The 16,282-nt window shown below is 56.7% G+C and carries 19 protein-coding genes, 1 pseudogene and 1 riboswitch; of the genes and pseudogenes, 9 read left to right on the forward strand and 11 right to left on the reverse strand.

What is annotated here, in order from left to right:
• Positions 1 to 10: 10 nt before the first annotated feature.
• The 4 genes from lexA to dnaE all read left to right on the forward strand — a co-directional run bounded on the left by lexA (position 11) and on the right by dnaE (position 5,419).
• On the forward strand, positions 11 to 643 hold the full coding sequence (gene lexA, locus ABFB09_RS02950) for a transcriptional repressor LexA (RefSeq protein ID WP_346999763.1): 633 nt from the start codon (positions 11 to 13) through the stop codon (positions 641 to 643).
• Between the two features lie 21 nt (positions 644 to 664).
• Entirely contained in the window at positions 665 to 1,843 is a 1,179-nt protein-coding gene (locus ABFB09_RS02955; RefSeq protein ID WP_346999765.1) for a hypothetical protein, read from the forward strand.
• Positions 1,792 to 2,076 carry a hypothetical protein gene (locus ABFB09_RS02960; protein WP_346999766.1) on the forward strand — a complete coding sequence of 95 codons (285 nt, stop codon included), beginning with the start codon at positions 1,792 to 1,794 and terminating at the stop codon, positions 2,074 to 2,076. Before ABFB09_RS02955 ends, ABFB09_RS02960 begins: the two co-directional genes overlap by 52 nt.
• Before the next feature lie 199 nt (positions 2,077 to 2,275).
• Positions 2,276 to 5,419: a DNA polymerase III subunit alpha gene (gene dnaE, locus ABFB09_RS02965; RefSeq protein ID WP_346999767.1), complete on the forward strand. Its 3,144-nt coding sequence runs from the start codon at positions 2,276 to 2,278 to the stop codon at positions 5,417 to 5,419.
• A gap of 87 nt (positions 5,420 to 5,506) precedes the next feature.
• On the opposite strand, the gene ABFB09_RS02970 is transcribed toward dnaE, so the two are convergent.
• The 5 genes from ABFB09_RS02970 to ABFB09_RS02990 form a co-directional block, all read right to left on the reverse strand.
• On the reverse strand, positions 5,507 to 6,856 hold the full coding sequence (locus ABFB09_RS02970) for an NAD(P)/FAD-dependent oxidoreductase (protein WP_346999768.1): 1,350 nt from the start codon (positions 6,854 to 6,856) through the stop codon (positions 5,507 to 5,509).
• 266 nt (positions 6,857 to 7,122) lie between these two features.
• A complete protein-coding gene (gene thiE, locus ABFB09_RS02975) occupies positions 7,123 to 7,776 on the reverse strand; it encodes a thiamine phosphate synthase (protein WP_346999769.1) in 654 nt (217 codons plus the stop codon).
• Positions 7,777 to 7,779: 3 nt separating this feature from the next.
• Entirely contained in the window at positions 7,780 to 8,841 is a 1,062-nt protein-coding gene (locus tag ABFB09_RS02980) for an AIR synthase family protein (protein ID WP_346999770.1), read from the reverse strand.
• Between the two features lie 105 nt (positions 8,842 to 8,946).
• Positions 8,947 to 9,051, reverse strand: a riboswitch (TPP riboswitch).
• A gap of 96 nt (positions 9,052 to 9,147) precedes the next feature.
• Positions 9,148 to 10,341 (reverse strand): hypothetical protein, encoded by a 1,194-nt coding sequence (locus ABFB09_RS02985; protein WP_346999771.1) that lies wholly within the window; start codon positions 10,339 to 10,341, stop codon positions 9,148 to 9,150.
• A gap of 54 nt (positions 10,342 to 10,395) precedes the next feature.
• The gene (locus tag ABFB09_RS02990) at positions 10,396 to 10,689 is read right to left on the reverse strand and encodes a hypothetical protein (protein WP_346999772.1); all 294 of its coding nucleotides are present in this window, start codon (positions 10,687 to 10,689) and stop codon (positions 10,396 to 10,398) included.
• 269 nt (positions 10,690 to 10,958) lie between these two features.
• Here ABFB09_RS02990 and ABFB09_RS02995 point away from each other — a divergent pair, with 269 nt between their 5' ends.
• Genes ABFB09_RS02995 through ABFB09_RS03005 form a run of 3 tightly spaced genes read left to right on the forward strand, consistent with a single transcriptional unit; the run spans position 10,959 to position 11,836 of the window.
• Positions 10,959 to 11,231 carry a YtxH domain-containing protein gene (locus ABFB09_RS02995; protein ID WP_346999773.1) on the forward strand — a complete coding sequence of 91 codons (273 nt, stop codon included), beginning with the start codon at positions 10,959 to 10,961 and terminating at the stop codon, positions 11,229 to 11,231.
• Between the two features lie 47 nt (positions 11,232 to 11,278).
• Positions 11,279 to 11,533, forward strand: a complete 255-nt coding sequence (locus ABFB09_RS03000) for a YtxH domain-containing protein (protein WP_346999775.1) — start codon at positions 11,279 to 11,281, stop codon at positions 11,531 to 11,533.
• Positions 11,534 to 11,581: 48 nt separating this feature from the next.
• Positions 11,582 to 11,836: a YtxH domain-containing protein gene (locus ABFB09_RS03005; RefSeq protein WP_346999776.1), complete on the forward strand. Its 255-nt coding sequence runs from the start codon at positions 11,582 to 11,584 to the stop codon at positions 11,834 to 11,836.
• Positions 11,837 to 11,932: 96 nt separating this feature from the next.
• Here ABFB09_RS03005 and ABFB09_RS03010 read toward each other — a convergent pair whose 3' ends face one another.
• Positions 11,933 to 12,346, reverse strand: coding sequence for a cupredoxin domain-containing protein (locus tag ABFB09_RS03010; RefSeq protein ID WP_346999777.1), 414 nt, complete (start codon positions 12,344 to 12,346; stop codon positions 11,933 to 11,935).
• A 175-nt stretch (positions 12,347 to 12,521) separates the two neighbouring features.
• On the opposite strand from ABFB09_RS03010, the gene ABFB09_RS03015 reads away from it, so the two are divergent.
• Together ABFB09_RS03015 and ABFB09_RS03020 are read left to right on the forward strand one after the other, a co-directional pair.
• A complete protein-coding gene (locus ABFB09_RS03015) occupies positions 12,522 to 12,923 on the forward strand; it encodes a hypothetical protein (protein WP_346999778.1) in 402 nt (133 codons plus the stop codon).
• Positions 12,924 to 12,931: 8 nt separating this feature from the next.
• On the forward strand, positions 12,932 to 13,270 hold the full coding sequence (locus ABFB09_RS03020) for a nitrous oxide-stimulated promoter family protein (protein ID WP_346999780.1): 339 nt from the start codon (positions 12,932 to 12,934) through the stop codon (positions 13,268 to 13,270).
• A 40-nt stretch (positions 13,271 to 13,310) separates the two neighbouring features.
• Here the strand turns inward: ABFB09_RS03020 and ABFB09_RS03025 are convergent, their stop codons facing one another.
• From ABFB09_RS03025 to ABFB09_RS03045, 5 genes and pseudogenes are all read right to left on the reverse strand, one after another.
• Positions 13,311 to 13,856, reverse strand: coding sequence for a GNAT family N-acetyltransferase (locus tag ABFB09_RS03025; RefSeq protein ID WP_346999781.1), 546 nt, complete (start codon positions 13,854 to 13,856; stop codon positions 13,311 to 13,313).
• A gap of 32 nt (positions 13,857 to 13,888) precedes the next feature.
• Positions 13,889 to 14,263, reverse strand: coding sequence for a PDZ domain-containing protein (locus ABFB09_RS03030; RefSeq protein WP_346999933.1), 375 nt, complete (start codon positions 14,261 to 14,263; stop codon positions 13,889 to 13,891).
• A pseudogene (locus tag ABFB09_RS03035) lies at positions 14,237 to 14,365 on the reverse strand (glutaredoxin domain-containing protein); the annotation flags it as partial. The pseudogene ABFB09_RS03035 and the gene ABFB09_RS03030, both read right to left, overlap by 27 nt.
• Before the next feature lie 474 nt (positions 14,366 to 14,839).
• Positions 14,840 to 15,160, reverse strand: a complete 321-nt coding sequence (locus tag ABFB09_RS03040) for a TfoX/Sxy family protein (RefSeq protein ID WP_346999782.1) — start codon at positions 15,158 to 15,160, stop codon at positions 14,840 to 14,842.
• 3 nt (positions 15,161 to 15,163) lie between these two features.
• Positions 15,164 to 16,138, reverse strand: coding sequence for a TerC family protein (locus tag ABFB09_RS03045; RefSeq protein WP_346999783.1), 975 nt, complete (start codon positions 16,136 to 16,138; stop codon positions 15,164 to 15,166).
• Positions 16,139 to 16,282 lie beyond the last annotated feature (144 nt).

The following is a 16,282-nucleotide window of genomic DNA, read 5'->3' on the forward strand; positions in this document are numbered from 1 at the left end:
GGGAGAGCAAATGAAGACTCTTTCAGCTAAACAGAAAAAAGTTCTCGATTACCTTACCCGTTTCACCGAAGAACACGGTTATGCCCCGTCGGTGCGGGATGTCGCCGAGGGTTGCGGGCTGAATTCTGCCACGGTGGCCCAGTATTACCTGGGGGTGCTGGAGCGGGAAGGTTATATCAACCGGAGCCGGGGGATTTCCCGGAGCATCAGCCTGCCGGGGGCGGGGACCCGGTCCATGAGGCTGGTGCCGCTTTTAGGCACTATCGCCGCGGGCAGTCCCATACCGGTGCCCAACGATACCACATGGGAGATGACGCCGGAGGAGATGATAGAAGTTTCCGACGATATCATCCGCGGCCGCACCAATGTCTTTGCCCTGAGGGTGAAAGGCACTTCGATGATCGACGCCCTGGTGGATGACGGCGATACCGTCTTGCTGACCCAGACCAGGACCGCCGAGGATGGTTCCATGGTGGCGGTGTGGCTGCAGGATAGCAATGAAGTCACCCTGAAGAAGATCTACCGGGAACCCGGCCGGATCCGCCTTCAACCCGCCAACCAGTTCATGGCGCCTTTTTATTGCCAGCCTGAGGACGTCGAGATCCAGGGTAAGGTCATCGGCCTTATCCGCAAACTGGATTAGTCAGGCCGGGAGTGGAAAGAAATGAAACTGCTCTGCGTCCTGCTGCCGCATTTTCCCCTTCAGTGTGAGACCGGGCGGCAACCGCAGATCAAGAACCAGGCGGCTGCGGTGGTCTATAGCGCCGGCGCTCAGAAACTGCTGCTGGACTTTTCGCCGGGGCTTAAAGGTCTGGAACGCGACATGCCGCTGCAACAGGCGGTAGCGCTCTACGGCGATATCCGGTTCATCCCCGCCGATATTCCCCACTACTGGAACGTCTTCAACGGCGTGCTGGACGCGCTGGAACTCAAGAGTCCCTTGGTCGAGGGTCCGACGCTGGGCGATATTTTCATTGGCTGCGACGGACTGGAAGGCCTTTATCCCGGCGACGGCGCTCTGGCTGCCGCGGTGCGTTCCGCCCTCCCGGAGGTTTATGAGGCCGGGATGGGCATCGGCGGGGGCAAGTTTGCCGCTTACCTGGCCGCGCTTCACGGTCCGCCCGGCGGGTACCGGGCCCTGACCGGCGATATCTCCGGCTTTCTCACTGGTTTATCCTGCGACCTGCTGCCCGTCGCGCTCAAAACTAAAAACAGCCTGCACGAATACGGCCTGCACACACTGGGGCAGGTATCGGCGCTGAACCTTCCCCAGTTGCAGGCGCAGTTCGGCCCGGAAGGGCAGCGCATCTGGCATCTGTGCCGGGGGGAAGACGATACGCCGCTCAACCCGCGCCTCAGCGAAGAGGTCATCGAGGAAAGCACCATGCTGGCCTCGGCGACGGTGTCGCTGGACGTGCTGGCCATGACCATCGATTCATTGCTGGCGCGGACCATGAACCGCATCGGGAACCGGGGGCTGGGCATCCGCTGTGTGAGGCTGTGGACGCGCACCTGGCTGGGAGAGTACTGGGAGCAGCACGTCCACTTCAAAGAACCGGCCACCGGCTCGAAGACGCTCATGGCGCGTATCAGGCATGTCATGGAGAACTGCCAACAGCCCGGCCCTGTAGAACAGTTGGGAGTGGCAGTGACCCGCTTGAGCCGCCCCGTCGGCCGCCAGGAGAGCATCTTCACCGATGTCAGGTCGGACGATAAATTATTAGATGACATAAAGCAGATGGAACTCCGTTTCGGCGCGCCGCAGCTTTACAGAGTGAAAGAAGTTGAGCCATGGTCGAGAATACCGGAAAGGCGCTACACGCTGACCCCGTTAGGCCGGTAGACCTGCCGGAGCCGGTGATCGTGGAGGAGGCCGCCGGCGGCCGTCCGATAGCGGTCACGGGTAAGGGCCGCCAGACCGTAGCCGCCATCGAGGATGCCTGGCGCATCGATGACGAATGGTGGCGCGCCGAACCGCTGTCCCGGCTTTACTATGCCGTTATTATGGCGTCGGGCCGGCGTTTAACCATTTACAATGATCTGGTGACCGGGCGCTGGTACCGGCAGAACTACTAGCCGTCCGCCCATCCCCGCGGCCCCAATTCCAAATGTCTAATACCTAAATCCTAAATAATGACAAAATTAAAAGGTCCAAAATTTTAAAACCACTCACCGTCAGGTATTAAATATTGAGATTTGAAATTTGTTTGGAATTTGGAATTTGTGATTTGGAATTTGTTTAGACATTAGATATTAGAAATTCGATATTTGTATTATGAGCACATACTCCGAACTCCACTGTCACAGCTATTACTCCTTCCACGACGGCGCCTCGTCGCTGGAAGAGTTGCTTGTCCAGTCGAAGGAACTTGGGTACGAAGCACTGGCCGTCACCGACCACGACAACCTGTGCGGCGCAATGCGTTTTGCCCACCTGGCTGGATCGCTCGAGATGAAGGGCATCGTTGGCGCTGAAGTGACGCTCAAAGGTGGTTACCACCTCACCCTGCTCGTCGAGAACCGGGAAGGCTATAAGAACCTCTGCCGCCTGATCACCGCGGCCGCTGAAGCCGGTGAACGCAACACCCCAGAACTGCCGCCGGAGAGGCTGGCGGAACACGCCTCGGGGTTGATAGTGCTGTCGGGTTGTCCGAAGGGGGAACTCAGCCAACTGCTCATGGCGGAGCGGTTCGACGAGGCGCGCGGCTTGATCAGGCAATATCTCGACTGGTTCGGCAGCGCCAACTACTACATTGAGTTGCAGCACAACCGCGTTTACGGCGATAGGGCGCGCAACAAGAAGCTCGTCGAGCTGGCCGCTGAACTCGGCGCCCGGGTCGTGGCCACCGGCAATGTTCATTACCATGTGCGCGACCGGCACCAACTCCAGGATTGCCTGGTGGCCGTCAAGCACTGTAAAAATCTCGATGCCAGCCACCGGGAGCGCCGGCCTAACTCCGAGTTTTACCTGCGTCCTGTCGCGGAAATCGAGGCGCTGTTTGAAGGCTGTCCCGAAGCCCTGGCCAACACGGTGACCATCGCCGGCCGCTGCTCTTTCGATCTGACCTCGGAGCTGAATTACACCTTCCCGGATTATCCGGCGCCGGACGGCCAAACCCCGGAGAGTTACCTCGAAAATCTTTGCCTGGAGGCGGCGGTCCGGCGTTACGGCGGCGTCACCCCTGAAGTGAGGACGCGCCTGGACGAGGAGTTCCGGCTGGTGAAAAAGCATCGCCTGGCCGGCTTTCTGCTGCTCTATCATGACGTCATCAAGCTGGGGCGGGAGGCGATGATCGATCTGGGTCTTGCCGATCTTTCCCAATCGCTTGAGGAAAACCCGCCGGGCCGGGGCCGGGGTTCTTCGGTGGCCCTCCTGATCGGTTATCTTATCGGTTTGTCGCACATCGATCCCCTGAAATACCGCCTGTCGCTGGAACGCTTCCTGCCCGATGATACCATGAGCGGCGCGCCGGACATCGACTTGGATTTCCCGCGCAGCATCCGCGAGGAACTGATATTGCGGACGCATCGCAAATGGGGCTGGCGTCACGCCGCGCTGGCCGGCACTATCGCCACCTACCAGGTAAGGGGCGCCGTCAGGGATCTGGGCAAGGCCTTGAGCCTGCCGCCGGAAGAGATCGGCCAGCTGGCCAAGCAGTTGGACTGGGGCAGCGCCCGGAAGCTCAGCACAAGCATGGACAAATCGCCGCATTTTCGGGACAAGGTCAAGGCGCCGGTGTGGCGGGACCTGGTGCGCCTGGCCTGGGAACTGGACGGCTTTCCCAAGTACATGGGACAACATCCCGGCGGCATGATCATCTCATCGACGCCCCTGACCGACCTGGTGCCGGTGCAGCGGGGCGCCATCGACGGCAGGTACGTCTGCCAGTGGGACAAAGACAGCATCGACGACGCCGGTTTTGTGAAGATCGACTTCCTGGCCCTGGGAGCGCTTTCCCAGCTCCAGGAGGCGGACGGCTTGATCAAAAAACGAACCGGGCGGGTGATCGACCTGTCGCGCATCGATTTCGACGATCCGGCGGTCTACGACATGCTCTGCCGCGGCGACACCATCGGCATCTTCCAGGTGGAATCGGCCGCGCAGATGCAGACCATCACCCGTTTGAGACCGCGCAATCTCTTCGACATGGCTCATGAGGTCGGCGCCGTCAGGCCGGGCGTCGGCGTTAACGGCGGCGTGCAGGACTACCTGGCCCGCCGCAGCGGCCGGAAGAAGGTCGTCTTCGATCATACCTTGGAGGAACACGCCCTGGCGCGGACGCTGGGCGTGGTCCTTTTCCAGGATCAGGTCAACCAGCTGGCCATCGATGTGGCCGGTTTCGGTCCCGGCAAAGCCGACCAGTTGCGCCGGGCCTTCGGGCGGCGGCATAACGAAGCGCTGCTCGCGCGGTACCGGCAGGAGTTCATGGCCGGCGCCGCCGAGCGGGGTGTCGATGAGGCAGTCGCTGCTAAGATATTCCACAAGTTTAACGGCCAGTACATGTTCCCGGAGTCCCACGCCTTCGCCTTCGGGGTGACGGCCTATCAGGCGTCATGGCTGAAGCTGTACTACCCGCTGGAATTCTTCGTCGCCATTTTCAATCAGCAACCGATGGGCTTCTACAATCTGGAGACGCTCAAGGAGGACGCCAGAAGGCACGGTGTGGCGGTGCTGAACCCGGATATCAACAAGAGTTCCGCGGTCTGCGTCATCGAGGGCCAGGCGGTGCGGCTGGGTTTCCTTCACGTGCACGGGCTGGGCGGCGCCGCGGCCGGGGCGATCGAGGACGCAAGGGCGGGGGGCGGTCCGTTCCTGGGCATCGGCGACTTCATGGAACGCAGCGGCGTGCTGGAAGAAACGGCTCTCAGGTTGACCGGAGGCGGCGCCTTCGATGCCATGGAGACCAACCGCCGCAAGGTCAAATGGGAGATCGGGCTGCGTTACCGGCCGGTCAATTCCCAGATGGCACTACCGCTGCCGGTCAGACAGGACATGGCGGAACTGGCGGGCCTGAATGACTGGGAGCGCATGCAGGAAGAGTACAGCGTGCTCAGCCTCTTTCCCGCCGGGCACATCATGGCCAGCGTCCGCCCCCGCTTCAATGGCCGCGGCGTATCGCGCAGCAGTGATATCGAGCGCATGGACGACGGCACCGAGCTGACCGTTGCCGGCCTGGTAATCCGCCGCCAGCGCCCCCGCGGCAAAGTGGTCTTCATCACCCTGGAAGACGAGTTCGGCCACATACCGCTGATGGTTTTCCCGCAGGTGTATGAGCGGCAGGAACTGAAGTTCAGGTCTCCGTTCCTGATAGTCAAAGGCAGGCTGTCCCGGCGCGAGGGAGCGCACAACGTGGTAGTGAGCCAGGTAACCCTTTTTGCCGCCCTGGATAAAGTGCCGGTCTCCAAAGACTGGAGGTAAGGCAGTTAGGCCTGGTTCCCGGTTTTGATTTGGAATTTGTTTCGGATTTCGATATTCGGATTTCAGGTTTGGGCTCAATGGCCTCCCCTACAGCATATACCCGATATCCGAGGACGCCGTCGGGTAGGTAAACAGCGTTTCTTTGACCTTTTCAGCCGGTAATCCGGCCTTCATGGCCAGGGCGAAGATATTGATCACTTCATCGGAGTGGGGGCCCAGCAGGTGGGCGCCGATGATCCTGCCGCTGCCTTCCTCGACCATCACCTTGTAGCCGGAAGTATCCTCGTTGAGCCGGTGGCTGGTGTACCAGGCCGCAGTGTCGGCGTGGTTGACCTTGAACTTGAGTCCCCGCTCTTTGGCCTGTTCCTCGGTCAGGCCCACCGAGGCCAGCGGGGGGATGGTGAACACGGCGGAGGCGACCACGCTGTAGTCCGGGCTCACCCGGTTGCCTTCAAGCATATTGGCAGCGACGGCATCGCCGTCAATGCCGGCCACCGGTGTTAGCGCCGGTCCCTTTTTGGTCACGTCGCCCGCGGCATAGACGGAAGGGTTGGAAAGGCTTTGCAGGTAATCGTTCAGCTTCAGCCGCCCGCTCTCGTGTTCGATACCGGCTGAATCCAGGTCGAGATTCATAAGCGCCGGCACCCGGCCGGCGGCATGTACTGCCAGGTCTACTTCGAACCTGAGTTCACGGTCCCCGGCGACGGCGTGAACGGTGAACCCCTGATCCGATTTTTCAATAGATTTAACGGCCGTGCCCGTCCTGGCGTCGATGCCGATGCCCCGGGTCTTTTTGAGGAGCATGGCCACCATGTCCCGGTCGAACGGGCCCAGGAAATGGTCCGACATCTCCAGCATGGTGACCTCGGCGCCGGCGCGCCGGGAGAGGTGGGCGAACTCGAACCCGATGTAACCGCCGCCGACGAAGAGCACCCGGTCGGGCAGTTGTTCCAGTTCCAGGAACTGGTCGCTGGTGGTAAGGTGTTCTTCTCCGTCGATGCCCAGTTTCATCGGCTCGGCCCCGGCAGCGATGAGAATGAACCGCCCTTCCAGCACCTCGCCGCTCACGGCAACTGCATTACGTCCGGTGAAACGGGCTGATCCGCGGTAGGTGTCGATACCCCGGTCGTGAAGACCTTTTTCTATTTCCCCGGGCATCGGGCCGGTAAAAGTCCGCTTGAAGGCCATCAATTCCGGCCAATTGATATCAAGCGTCTCCGCCTTAACCCCCAGGCCGGAAAAGCGTTTGACCTGGTCAAGGGCGTCGGCGGCGCCGATGAGCACCTTTTTGGGGTCGCAGCCCCTCAGGGCGCAGGTACCGCCGAAGGGGAGCTGGTCGATGACGGCCACCCTCCATCCGGCGGCGCGGCATCGGAAGGCGGCAGAACGGCCGGCGCTGCCCGAGCCGATGACTACCAGGTCATATTCATTTGGCATTCTGTGTCCCCCTGATTGTAAGTTTATACCCGATGCTATTTTTCCGCCAATGCCTTTAATAGCTCTTCCAGGCAATCCACCCAGGTGGCCCTGACGTTTGTCATGTCGTCCTTGATGCTGAAAAAACTGGTCGTAGTTTAACCGCGAGAATGTTGGTGGAAACCAGCATCCACACAGCGTGGCTGGTGGCAGCCACCACTTTCCTGACTTCATAGGTATTATTTACCAGTTTCACCGGGTCGGGATTGTGCCGCCTCCGGCTTGGATTATACCGCCAAAGCCGCCGCGATGGCGGCGCGGATATCAGCCACTCTTGCGCCGATATCGGCAACGCCAACCAGCGCTGATATCATCGCCATGTACCTGACGCCGCGGCGAGTGAGTTCCGCCACATGCTCCAGCTTGATGCCGCCGATGGCGACCACCGGCAGACGGCTGTGGGAAAGGGCATAATCGAGGAGTTCCAGGCCCCCAGGCGCGGCGGCGTCCGGCTTGGTGCCGGTAGGGTACACCGGCCCTGCGCCCAGGTAATCTACGCCCTCGAGCGCCGCCGCCCGGTCGATCTCTTCCGGCGTCGTCACCGAATAACCCAATATCATCTCCCCGCCGATGAGCTGGCGCGCCGCCTCCGGGGGGAGGTCCTCCTGCCCGATATGGAGGCCGTCGGCGCCAGCGGCCAGTGCCAGTTGGGCATCGTCATTCACGATGAAACAGGCGTCATACCGGCGGCAGAGATTCCGGATAGCAAGGCACTCTTCATGCCTTTGGCGGAGGGGGAAGTCTTTCTCACGGTATTGGATGATCTTGACGCCGGCTTCAAGCAACAATCGGGCTGTCTCGACGTTACCCCTTCCTGAGGAATGGGCACGGCTCAGGACGGCGTAGATATCGGTATCCGGCAGACCACGACGCGTTGTCATCGCTCAGGCCTGCGCTTTAGCCGCCGCATCGTAGAAAGCCCTCCAGAAAGGATCGACGATGGGATGAACCAGCGGCTTTTCCCGGCAATCCTCGATGAGGACCATACCACTCTCCGGCGTGGTCAGCTCCCCGACGATGGAGGAGATGATGCCCTTGGTCTCGAGCGCCGCCACCACCGCCTCCGCCTTGTGCGGCCGGCAGGTGATTATCAGGCTGCCCTCGCTGATGGAGGCATAGGGGTCGATCTCGAAGAGGCGGCAGATCTCCGGTACGCCGTCCGCCACGACGATCTTGTGCTTGTCGATGCGCGCCCCGAGGCCGGCCGCCTGGGCTACCTCGTAGAGCCCACCCCAGATGCCGCACTCGGTAGCGTCGTGCATCGAGCTGACGCCGTCCTCCCGGACACCGACCGAGACGGCGGTCATGGCATCTTCCACCACCGACATCTGGTAGAACAAGTCCTGGGCTTTTTCGGCGAACTCCGCGCCGTACTTCTCGGCGATAAGGCCGGGGAACATGGCAGCGAAGATGCCGCAGGCTTCGATAGCCGGGCCCTTGGTGATGATAATGCTGTCGCCGGCTTTGGCGAAGCGTGGCGTGACATATTCGTCAAGTTCGCCGATGCCCACCATCGTCGCCCCGCCGACCATCGGGTAATTGCAGCCTTCATAACGGGCGGTATGACCCGTGACGATGTTGATGCCCATCTTTTCACATTCGCGGTGCATCACTTCCCACATCGCCGTGAGTTCGTCCTTGGTCATCTCCATCGGCAGGTTGAGATCGATGGACAGGTATTTGGGCTTGAGGCCGCTGGTGGCGGAGTCCGAGGCGATGATGTGGATAGCGAACCAGGCGGCGCGCTCCCAGCCGTACTGCGGCACGATGAAGACAGGGTCGGTAGTGAACGATACCGCCTTGCCGCCTATCTCCACGATACCGACATCCACCCCGTGCTGCGGCCCGACCATCAGTTGATCGCTCTTGGCTCCGAGGCGGGGAAAGATGATCTCCCGGAAGATTTCCGGTGAGATTTTACCGATTTCAGGCATTTCCGATGTCATGCTTGCGCTCCTTCTGGCCATCGATTTACCGGGAGTTGGAGCGGGGTCGGGATTATGAAGGCGGGGAGGATTCGAAAAAAAGAAAACCAGAAGACGATGCTTCCGGTCTAAGTTCTGCTACTTCCCTACACTCGCATTACCGAGACCAGGTTCCAAGGGTTGTCCCGCAATTCCGGGACTCTCAGCCTTTCAGCTCCCCCAGTAACGATATTCAATTGTGGTTTAATAATAACAGGCCGATTGGGATATGACAACCAAGTCCGGCCGGAGAAACCATAATGCCAAAAACCTTTGAAACACTCCCGGTTAATAACGGAACACCGCCGCTAGACCCGTCGGGCTCGGAATTTCTTCCTCTTTGAGGGCGTAAACGTTTCCGCCGTTGATCAGAGTCTTCTTTACCGCATACTCGACCAGATCGACGGCTCCGTTCGAGGGTTCGGATTCCAGTTTGACGCGATGCTCCTCTACATCGAAAATGCCCCAGCGCTCAATCCCCTGGGCAACGAACAGGGTATCGATCCGGCCGTCATAAGCCGCGGGTATGATTTGCGCCGGGTCGCTGGCCGACGGCCCGGGGCCGGTGGCATTGACGTACTGGGCATACGCTTTTTCCTGCCCTTGGAGAAAATGCGGTTTCACTATTTGCCAAGCTTGTCGCTGCAGAACGTCTGCGTTGACCTTGTCGGGATTCCCGTCGATACCTTGCGACAATATATTGGAGTAATAACTGGCCTTCTTGAATATCGGTTGAAGGTAATCGACGCTGGCTATCACCAGAGGCGCCTTTTCTTCCTTCAGGACTTCTTGAAGCCCCCGATCGACCAGTTGGCAGAAACGTAACAATCGGTCTTCATCGTAATCCTTAGCTACACCCTGACCGTGGGTTATGACCGGGGTCTTGCCTCCGGCGTGATACTGATGCGCATCAACCCTGGTCCGGCCTTCGGTACCCCGACCCGCTGTCGCCGAATGGAACTGGTGCTGCTTTTCCTGGTCATCGAACCTGAGCGCCTCATCAAGGCTCCTCGGCATACCCACCGGTATGAGTTCCCGGCAATTGTCCCTGCGGCATCGGAATAGAGCGACGTGGTTCATACTTAAGGACAACAGGTAATAGTCTCCGTCGTTAGTGATGAGTGGTAAAAGGGGTTTAACGTAGTACTCATCGGCGACTCTCACGGTCTCGGCCACAGTTATGGGCAGATTGACATATCGGAATGACTTTGGAGAAAAGAATAATGCCAGGCTTTCATCCTGATGTTGCCAGAACAATGCGTCGGATAAAAGTTCCCGCGCCGGGGCAAGGATGATTTTTGCTTGTGGAGCGCGGAAGCCGCTTTCAATAAGGCGTATTTCAGCTTCATCCAACAAATTTCGGAGTTGAATTGGATCGGCACCCGTATCGCCCGTTCGATGAGTGGGCAGATAGATGGATACCGCCGGCCGTTCAGGGGTTTGCAACAGGTTTGAAAATTCTTCTTTACGTAATGTCTCCATGTCGAGTCTCCTTCATAATAGTTCGGTTTCTGATGTGACAAACGTACAAGGGATTTAGATGCACATAGCCGCATCGACCTCGGTGTTCACTGGAAGCAGGCGCACGCTGCCAGTAATATCATCGACCGCAGAAATCGCGGCGGTGGTTAAACTTGCCAGGCGGTGCCGGTTTTCAGCGGTAACGGCGAATACCAGATTGGGTGATCCTTCCAATATCTCAACCAATCCTACCCCGGGTGAACGTGACAGTGTAAAGGCCGCATTTGTCGCCAAGTCCTGAACGACATCCAAGAGTATGTAGGTTTTACCGACATAGCGTTCTTTCACCCCGATATTTTCCGAAGCCACTCTTAACATTATTACCGTTTGAGTCGCTTGCCACCATACGTATTGTCACCTAATTAATCAAGCATTGAGTACCTATTTCCCAAATGTACCTGATTAACGGATCTCAGCCCATGAATACGTAGTCATTTCTGCAGAATTGAGTATTCATACGGATTTCATAAATTCCAGCCCGGGGATAATATAGTCATGTGAGAAGGATTCGATTCGTATAACTTCCAAGTACCTCGGGCGTTAATAGAGGTGGAAATCACAGGAGGAAATGGTGATATATGGAAAGGGATTATTCAGGTAATATACTGACGGGCCTGCTCTTAGGTACGGCGATTGGCATCGGGCTGGGTTTGCTTTATGCGCCGAGGCCCGGTAGTGAAATAAGGGCCGGGTTGTACAAGCAGGCGCAGGAGGTCCTGAGCCAGGTGGCAGGGATCGGTGATACACTGATGGGACGCATGGATGATGTCGGTTGTACCGTTCGAGAATGTGGTAGAAGCATTCGTGTGGCGGTGAAAGGCGACGGTGCCGGCAGATTGCACCAGGCCTGAACTTTTCGATTCAAGTCACAAGAAAAAGGGTTGGCAAAGGAGGAAATATGGATAGCGACAAGGCGGGCGGACTCGCGGCCGGACTGTTGATCGGGGTTGCCGTAGGAGCGGGATTCGGCCTGTTATATGCTCCGAAGTCCGGACGCAAGACCCGTAAGGAAATTCAAAAACAGGCGTTGGGCCTGAAAGAACATGCCGATGAGTTCATCAGTAACGTTAAAGAGCGGGACGCGGAGTTTTGTAAGGCCATCAGAGAAGGAACAGAAAACTATCGCCGTGAGATGCTGGCGAAGATGAAGTGAATTCTGGAAATTTCGGGAAACAATAAATCGCAAAGGAGGAACCATCCAATGAAAAAAGAGACTATGGGCGGTATGGTATTAGGTATCATGGCCGGGGCGGCTATTGGGATGGGAGTGGGTTTACTTTATGCCCCGCAATCCGGGCGTAAGACGCGGCGGGACATCGAAAAGCAGGCCCTCGAGATGAAAAAGCGGGCGGAGCATTTCAGTGAAACAGTGAAGGAGCGAGCTGAAGACATCGGCAGCACCGTCGCCGAAGGGACCGAAAAATACCGGCGCAAGGTGATGTCTAAAATTGGCTGATTAATAAATCACCTTTTTAGCCGAGTGAGGAACTGAATTAACGAATAACGGACAGCTATTTGGCTGTCCGTTATTCTATTTTCCGCAGATTATCAACTAATTAACGATGAATTCGCCGTACATGACCGGATGAAGATCGCACCTGAAAGAGTAGGTTCCGGGTTCCGACGGGGTTGTGAAGGTGTATTCGATGGTTGTTTTACTGATCAGTTGGCCCCGAAAAATGGGGTCAGACGCGAAACGTTCCGTGTACAGCGCGAAATTATGGAGTATTCCCTCTGCGTTGGTAAAGACTATTGTGACCTTGGTGCTGGCTGGCACGGTCATACGGTCATTATCGAATTTCATTTTGTCGGCTTTCAAATAATAGGTGATGCTGCCGTCGGAGTTTGTTGTCGGCGGGGGTGAAGGCGTGTTGGAATTGCCGCTGCAGGCGGTGATCGGGCTTGAAAGCACCATAACCAGGATAAGTGCTGCGGGGACTATCCGGTGCCACATTCTGAACTTCATTAAAATCTCCGTAAATTATCAATGATATTCCGTATATCACATTTCATTATAAGCTATAAATGCGGTTGATCCTAATTGAACATGGGAATATTACCTCGCCCACAACCTCTCGATAAAGTATAATAAGTCAAGGTGAGCCGGGAACTTTCTCAGGGCGCGAAGAGGAGAATACTGAATGGACATACCTACGCTGGTCAGCATCAATTTGGCAGTTCAAATCGGGTTGGTCGGCGTTATTTTATATGCAGCTTATCTAGCCAGGGAACGCCAACTTGATAAGCATTGTAAGATCATGAGATTCGCGATCATTGTGCAGATATTGACTATTGCCGTATTTATGGCACCTCGACTCATCGATCTGGCAGGCTTCCTGCCTATCGGTGGGCGGCCTGGCCTGGAGATGTGGGTGCATCATATACTTGGTTTGCTTGTAGTGGGTTTATGGATCTATATTAACCTTGCGGTATCCGGTAAAATCAAGGTAAATGGCCGATTGATCGGCGTGATGCGGTTGGCGATGGTATCCTGGATAGCATCCCTCATTCTCGGATTTGATATGTATCGCTTTCTCTGGTGATTGCTTGGATGACAGATTTTCATAGTCGCCGGCGCCTGAGCCGCGAAGCCAGGACTATCAGGGTGATGATCGGTATGTACTGCCGCGATCACCATAAGGCGCCGGATCTTTGTCGTTCCTGCCAGTCTTTGGCGGAGTACGCTTTGCAGCGCCTCGACAAATGCCCTTTCAGCGAAGGAAAAACTGTTTGTGCGTTATGCCCGGTTCACTGTTATAAACCGGAATCGAGAAAACAGATCCGGGATGTGATGCGCTACGCCGGACCCAGGATGATGTTACACCATCCGATCATGGCAGCGATGCATATGTTCGACCGGCGACGGAAAAAACCATTGGCATCGGTCTAATCGATGAGGTTCCGGAAGACCGCAGCTATGCCATCCAAAGCTATGCCATCCAATCGGTAACATCCAGTGCGTAGATCATATCGTCGCACCATTCTCCGGCGATTAAATAACTTTTTTCGATGTATCCGACTTGCTTCAAACCCAAGCGTTCGGCCAGTTTTCGCGAAGGGGTATTACGGGGATCGATGGAGAAGATAACGCGGCGTTTACCCAACTCTTTGAAAAGATATCCGATGACTGCCGCCACGGCCTCAGTGGCGTAGCCGCAGCCCTGGTATACCGGGGACAGCGTGCATCCTAACTCGATTTCCCCTTCATAGGACTGCAGGAAGTGGATGCCGATGTCTCCGGCCAACTCCGGTTGGTCCGCGATGAAAATGCCCAACTGATACCAGGTATCGGGCGTATCCGGTGCTTCGGCGGTGGCCTCTAGAAACCTCACTGAGTCGGCGATATCGGTTGGACGCCATGTCTGGTAACGGAATACGTCCGGCAATGACCTGTATCGAAAAAGTGCCGGAGCGTCATCGATGGTCAACCGCCTGAGTGTTAACCGGGGTGTTTGTAAGGTAATAGCTTTGACCACCCGGGTATTTTACCTCGCCCGACAGCCGATGGCTAGAGCAATCCCTCAGCCTGGCGCGGTTGCCCATCCCGTGTGAAAGTGATGCGTACCCGTGCGCCCTTCTCCAGTCCGGAGAGGGCCCGGTCGAGGTCAGCAGCGGTGTTTACCGGTGCAGCATCTATTTTGGTTATGATGTCACCCGGTTTGAGACCGGCGACGGCCGCGGGGAGTCCCGGTTTTATCGAGCCGACATAAGCCCCGCGCATCACCTTCAGACCGTGGGCGGCGGTGTATTTTTCGGCGTCGGCGACCGCAGCACCGAAAGAGGGTGCCGATGCAGCCTTTGCCTGGGAGAGATAATGTTCAAGCTGGCGCTGGTCGAAGCCGACCACCAGGTTGCCGTCGATCTCGGTCACCGGTACCGCCATGCGCCCGGTGCGTCGCGCAAGGTCCTGGGCGGCGGCGGCGTCCCGTGACACATCGACCTCGGTGAAAGGTATGCCCCGTTGTGAAAGGAACCCTTTCACTGTATTGCAGTGCGGTCAGGTCTGGGTGGTATATACGGTCACTTTCATTGTTGACACCTCAGTTACCAGTATATCGCGGCTCTTCTTATAGTCAAAATTCGAATCCGCTCCGGCGCCGGGCGAGATTGTTCCCCTCACCGATGATATTTTCGGGAAACGATCCGTTGGGTGGATGCGGGATGGCTGAATTGTTCTCGGAGCCGGAAACAATGGAAACAATTATTTCGGTCAAGCAGGCGGCTTCAGGGAGTAATGATCAACGTCAGCAGGTTCAAAAACACGGTGGCTAAATCGGTCCTTTTCTGTCCATTCCCGGGATTCCCCTCGCAAAAAGATGCGGAACAATTCAATACAGCATCGGGAAGCCTGGTTTCTGAGAGGGAGCACCCATGATACCACACGGTCACTCATGGGTTGTCAATGGGATTTTGGCGGGTTTTGAAAATATTTATTTATTGGCGCGGGTTGTATGAACGGTCAACGCTTTTTCTTGGGTGGTGCGGCGTGAGCGATATCGATGGACTGTTTTGCCCATCGGAGGAGTTCTTTCGCGTCTTCAAAAACATCGTCCGGTACCTGAAAATAGGGCATGGGCTTGTATTGTGGGCTGCCGTATTTGACATAAACATCGCGATTCGAGTCATCGGCCTTGAGGTATAGGATGTCGTTCGAGATCAGACCGAACATGGCGTCTTCATGGAATACGCCGAAGCCACCGAACATGCGACGCCCGGAGACGACGCCGAGACGGGCGAGTTTTTCCAGGACCAAATCGAGGAATTCTTGAGTCGCGGCCATGATTTATCTTCCCCCGTCCGGTTTTTCAAAGTCATAGTCGCAGACCGGGGATTCCGGCGGCAGTTCGGGCACAGGCGGGCGTTTCAGTGAAGCTATGACCGCGATGCCGAGGATCGTAGCGATAACCAGCAGGGACAGGAAAGTCGGCATGTGGTAGATGCCGGAGATGAGCATCTTGAAGCCGAGGAAGACCAGCACCGACGCCAGGCCGTAATGTAGGTAGTAGAGCCGGTTGGCGAATCCCTCCAGAGCGAAGTAGATGGAGCGAAGGCCCATGATGGCAAACATATTGGAGGTATATACGATGAAGGGATCAGTGGTGATCGACAGTACCGCCGGAATGGAATCCACAGCGAAGATGATGTCGGTCGTTTCCACGGCGATGAGCACTGCCAGTAGCGGTGTAGCCACTTTGCGCCCATTTTCCACGGTGAAGAACTTGCCACCGTGGTAGTTGTGGCTCATCGGCAGGTAGCGCCGTAGTAATTTAAGGACGGGATTAGCTTCCGGATGCGGGTCTTCTTCTTTCTTCATGCCCATACGGACGCCGGTGAAGATCAGGAAGGCGCCGAAGACGTAGATGATCCACTCGAAACTGGTTATCAACGCGATGCCGCCGAAGATGAAAGCAGCGCGCATCAGAATGGCTCCGATAATGCCCCAGAACAGCACCCGGTGCCGGTATTCCTGCGGCACGCAGAAGTAAGTAAAGAGCATCAGGAAGACAAAGAGGTTATCGACGGAGAGCGATTCCTCGACGACGTAGGCACTAAAGTAGTCGACCGCGTGAGTTGACCCGGCAAAAATCCAGACGCCGAAACCGAAGATCAGCGCCAGGCTGACCCACAATACCACCCAGCCGACGGCCTCCCTGGTCTTGATGATGTGCGCATGCCGATGAAAGACGAAAAGATCCAGTGCCAGCATGGTTACCAGGAAGATATTAAAAAGTATCCAAGGCCAGATGCCGATGTTCATAGAATTCCTTTGTGATGAGCCGCAGTGCGGATTGAATGATGACTAAAACGGTTACTGTTCAGTGGGAAAGTATAGCTCAGAGCATAATGAATGTAAACATTATATCACTGGCAGTGGGTTTTGATGTAAAACGAAGAACCGATG

Source organism: Dehalogenimonas sp. THU2 (assembly GCF_039749495.1).
Taxonomy (GTDB): Bacteria; Chloroflexota; Dehalococcoidia; order Dehalococcoidales; family Dehalococcoidaceae; genus Dehalogenimonas.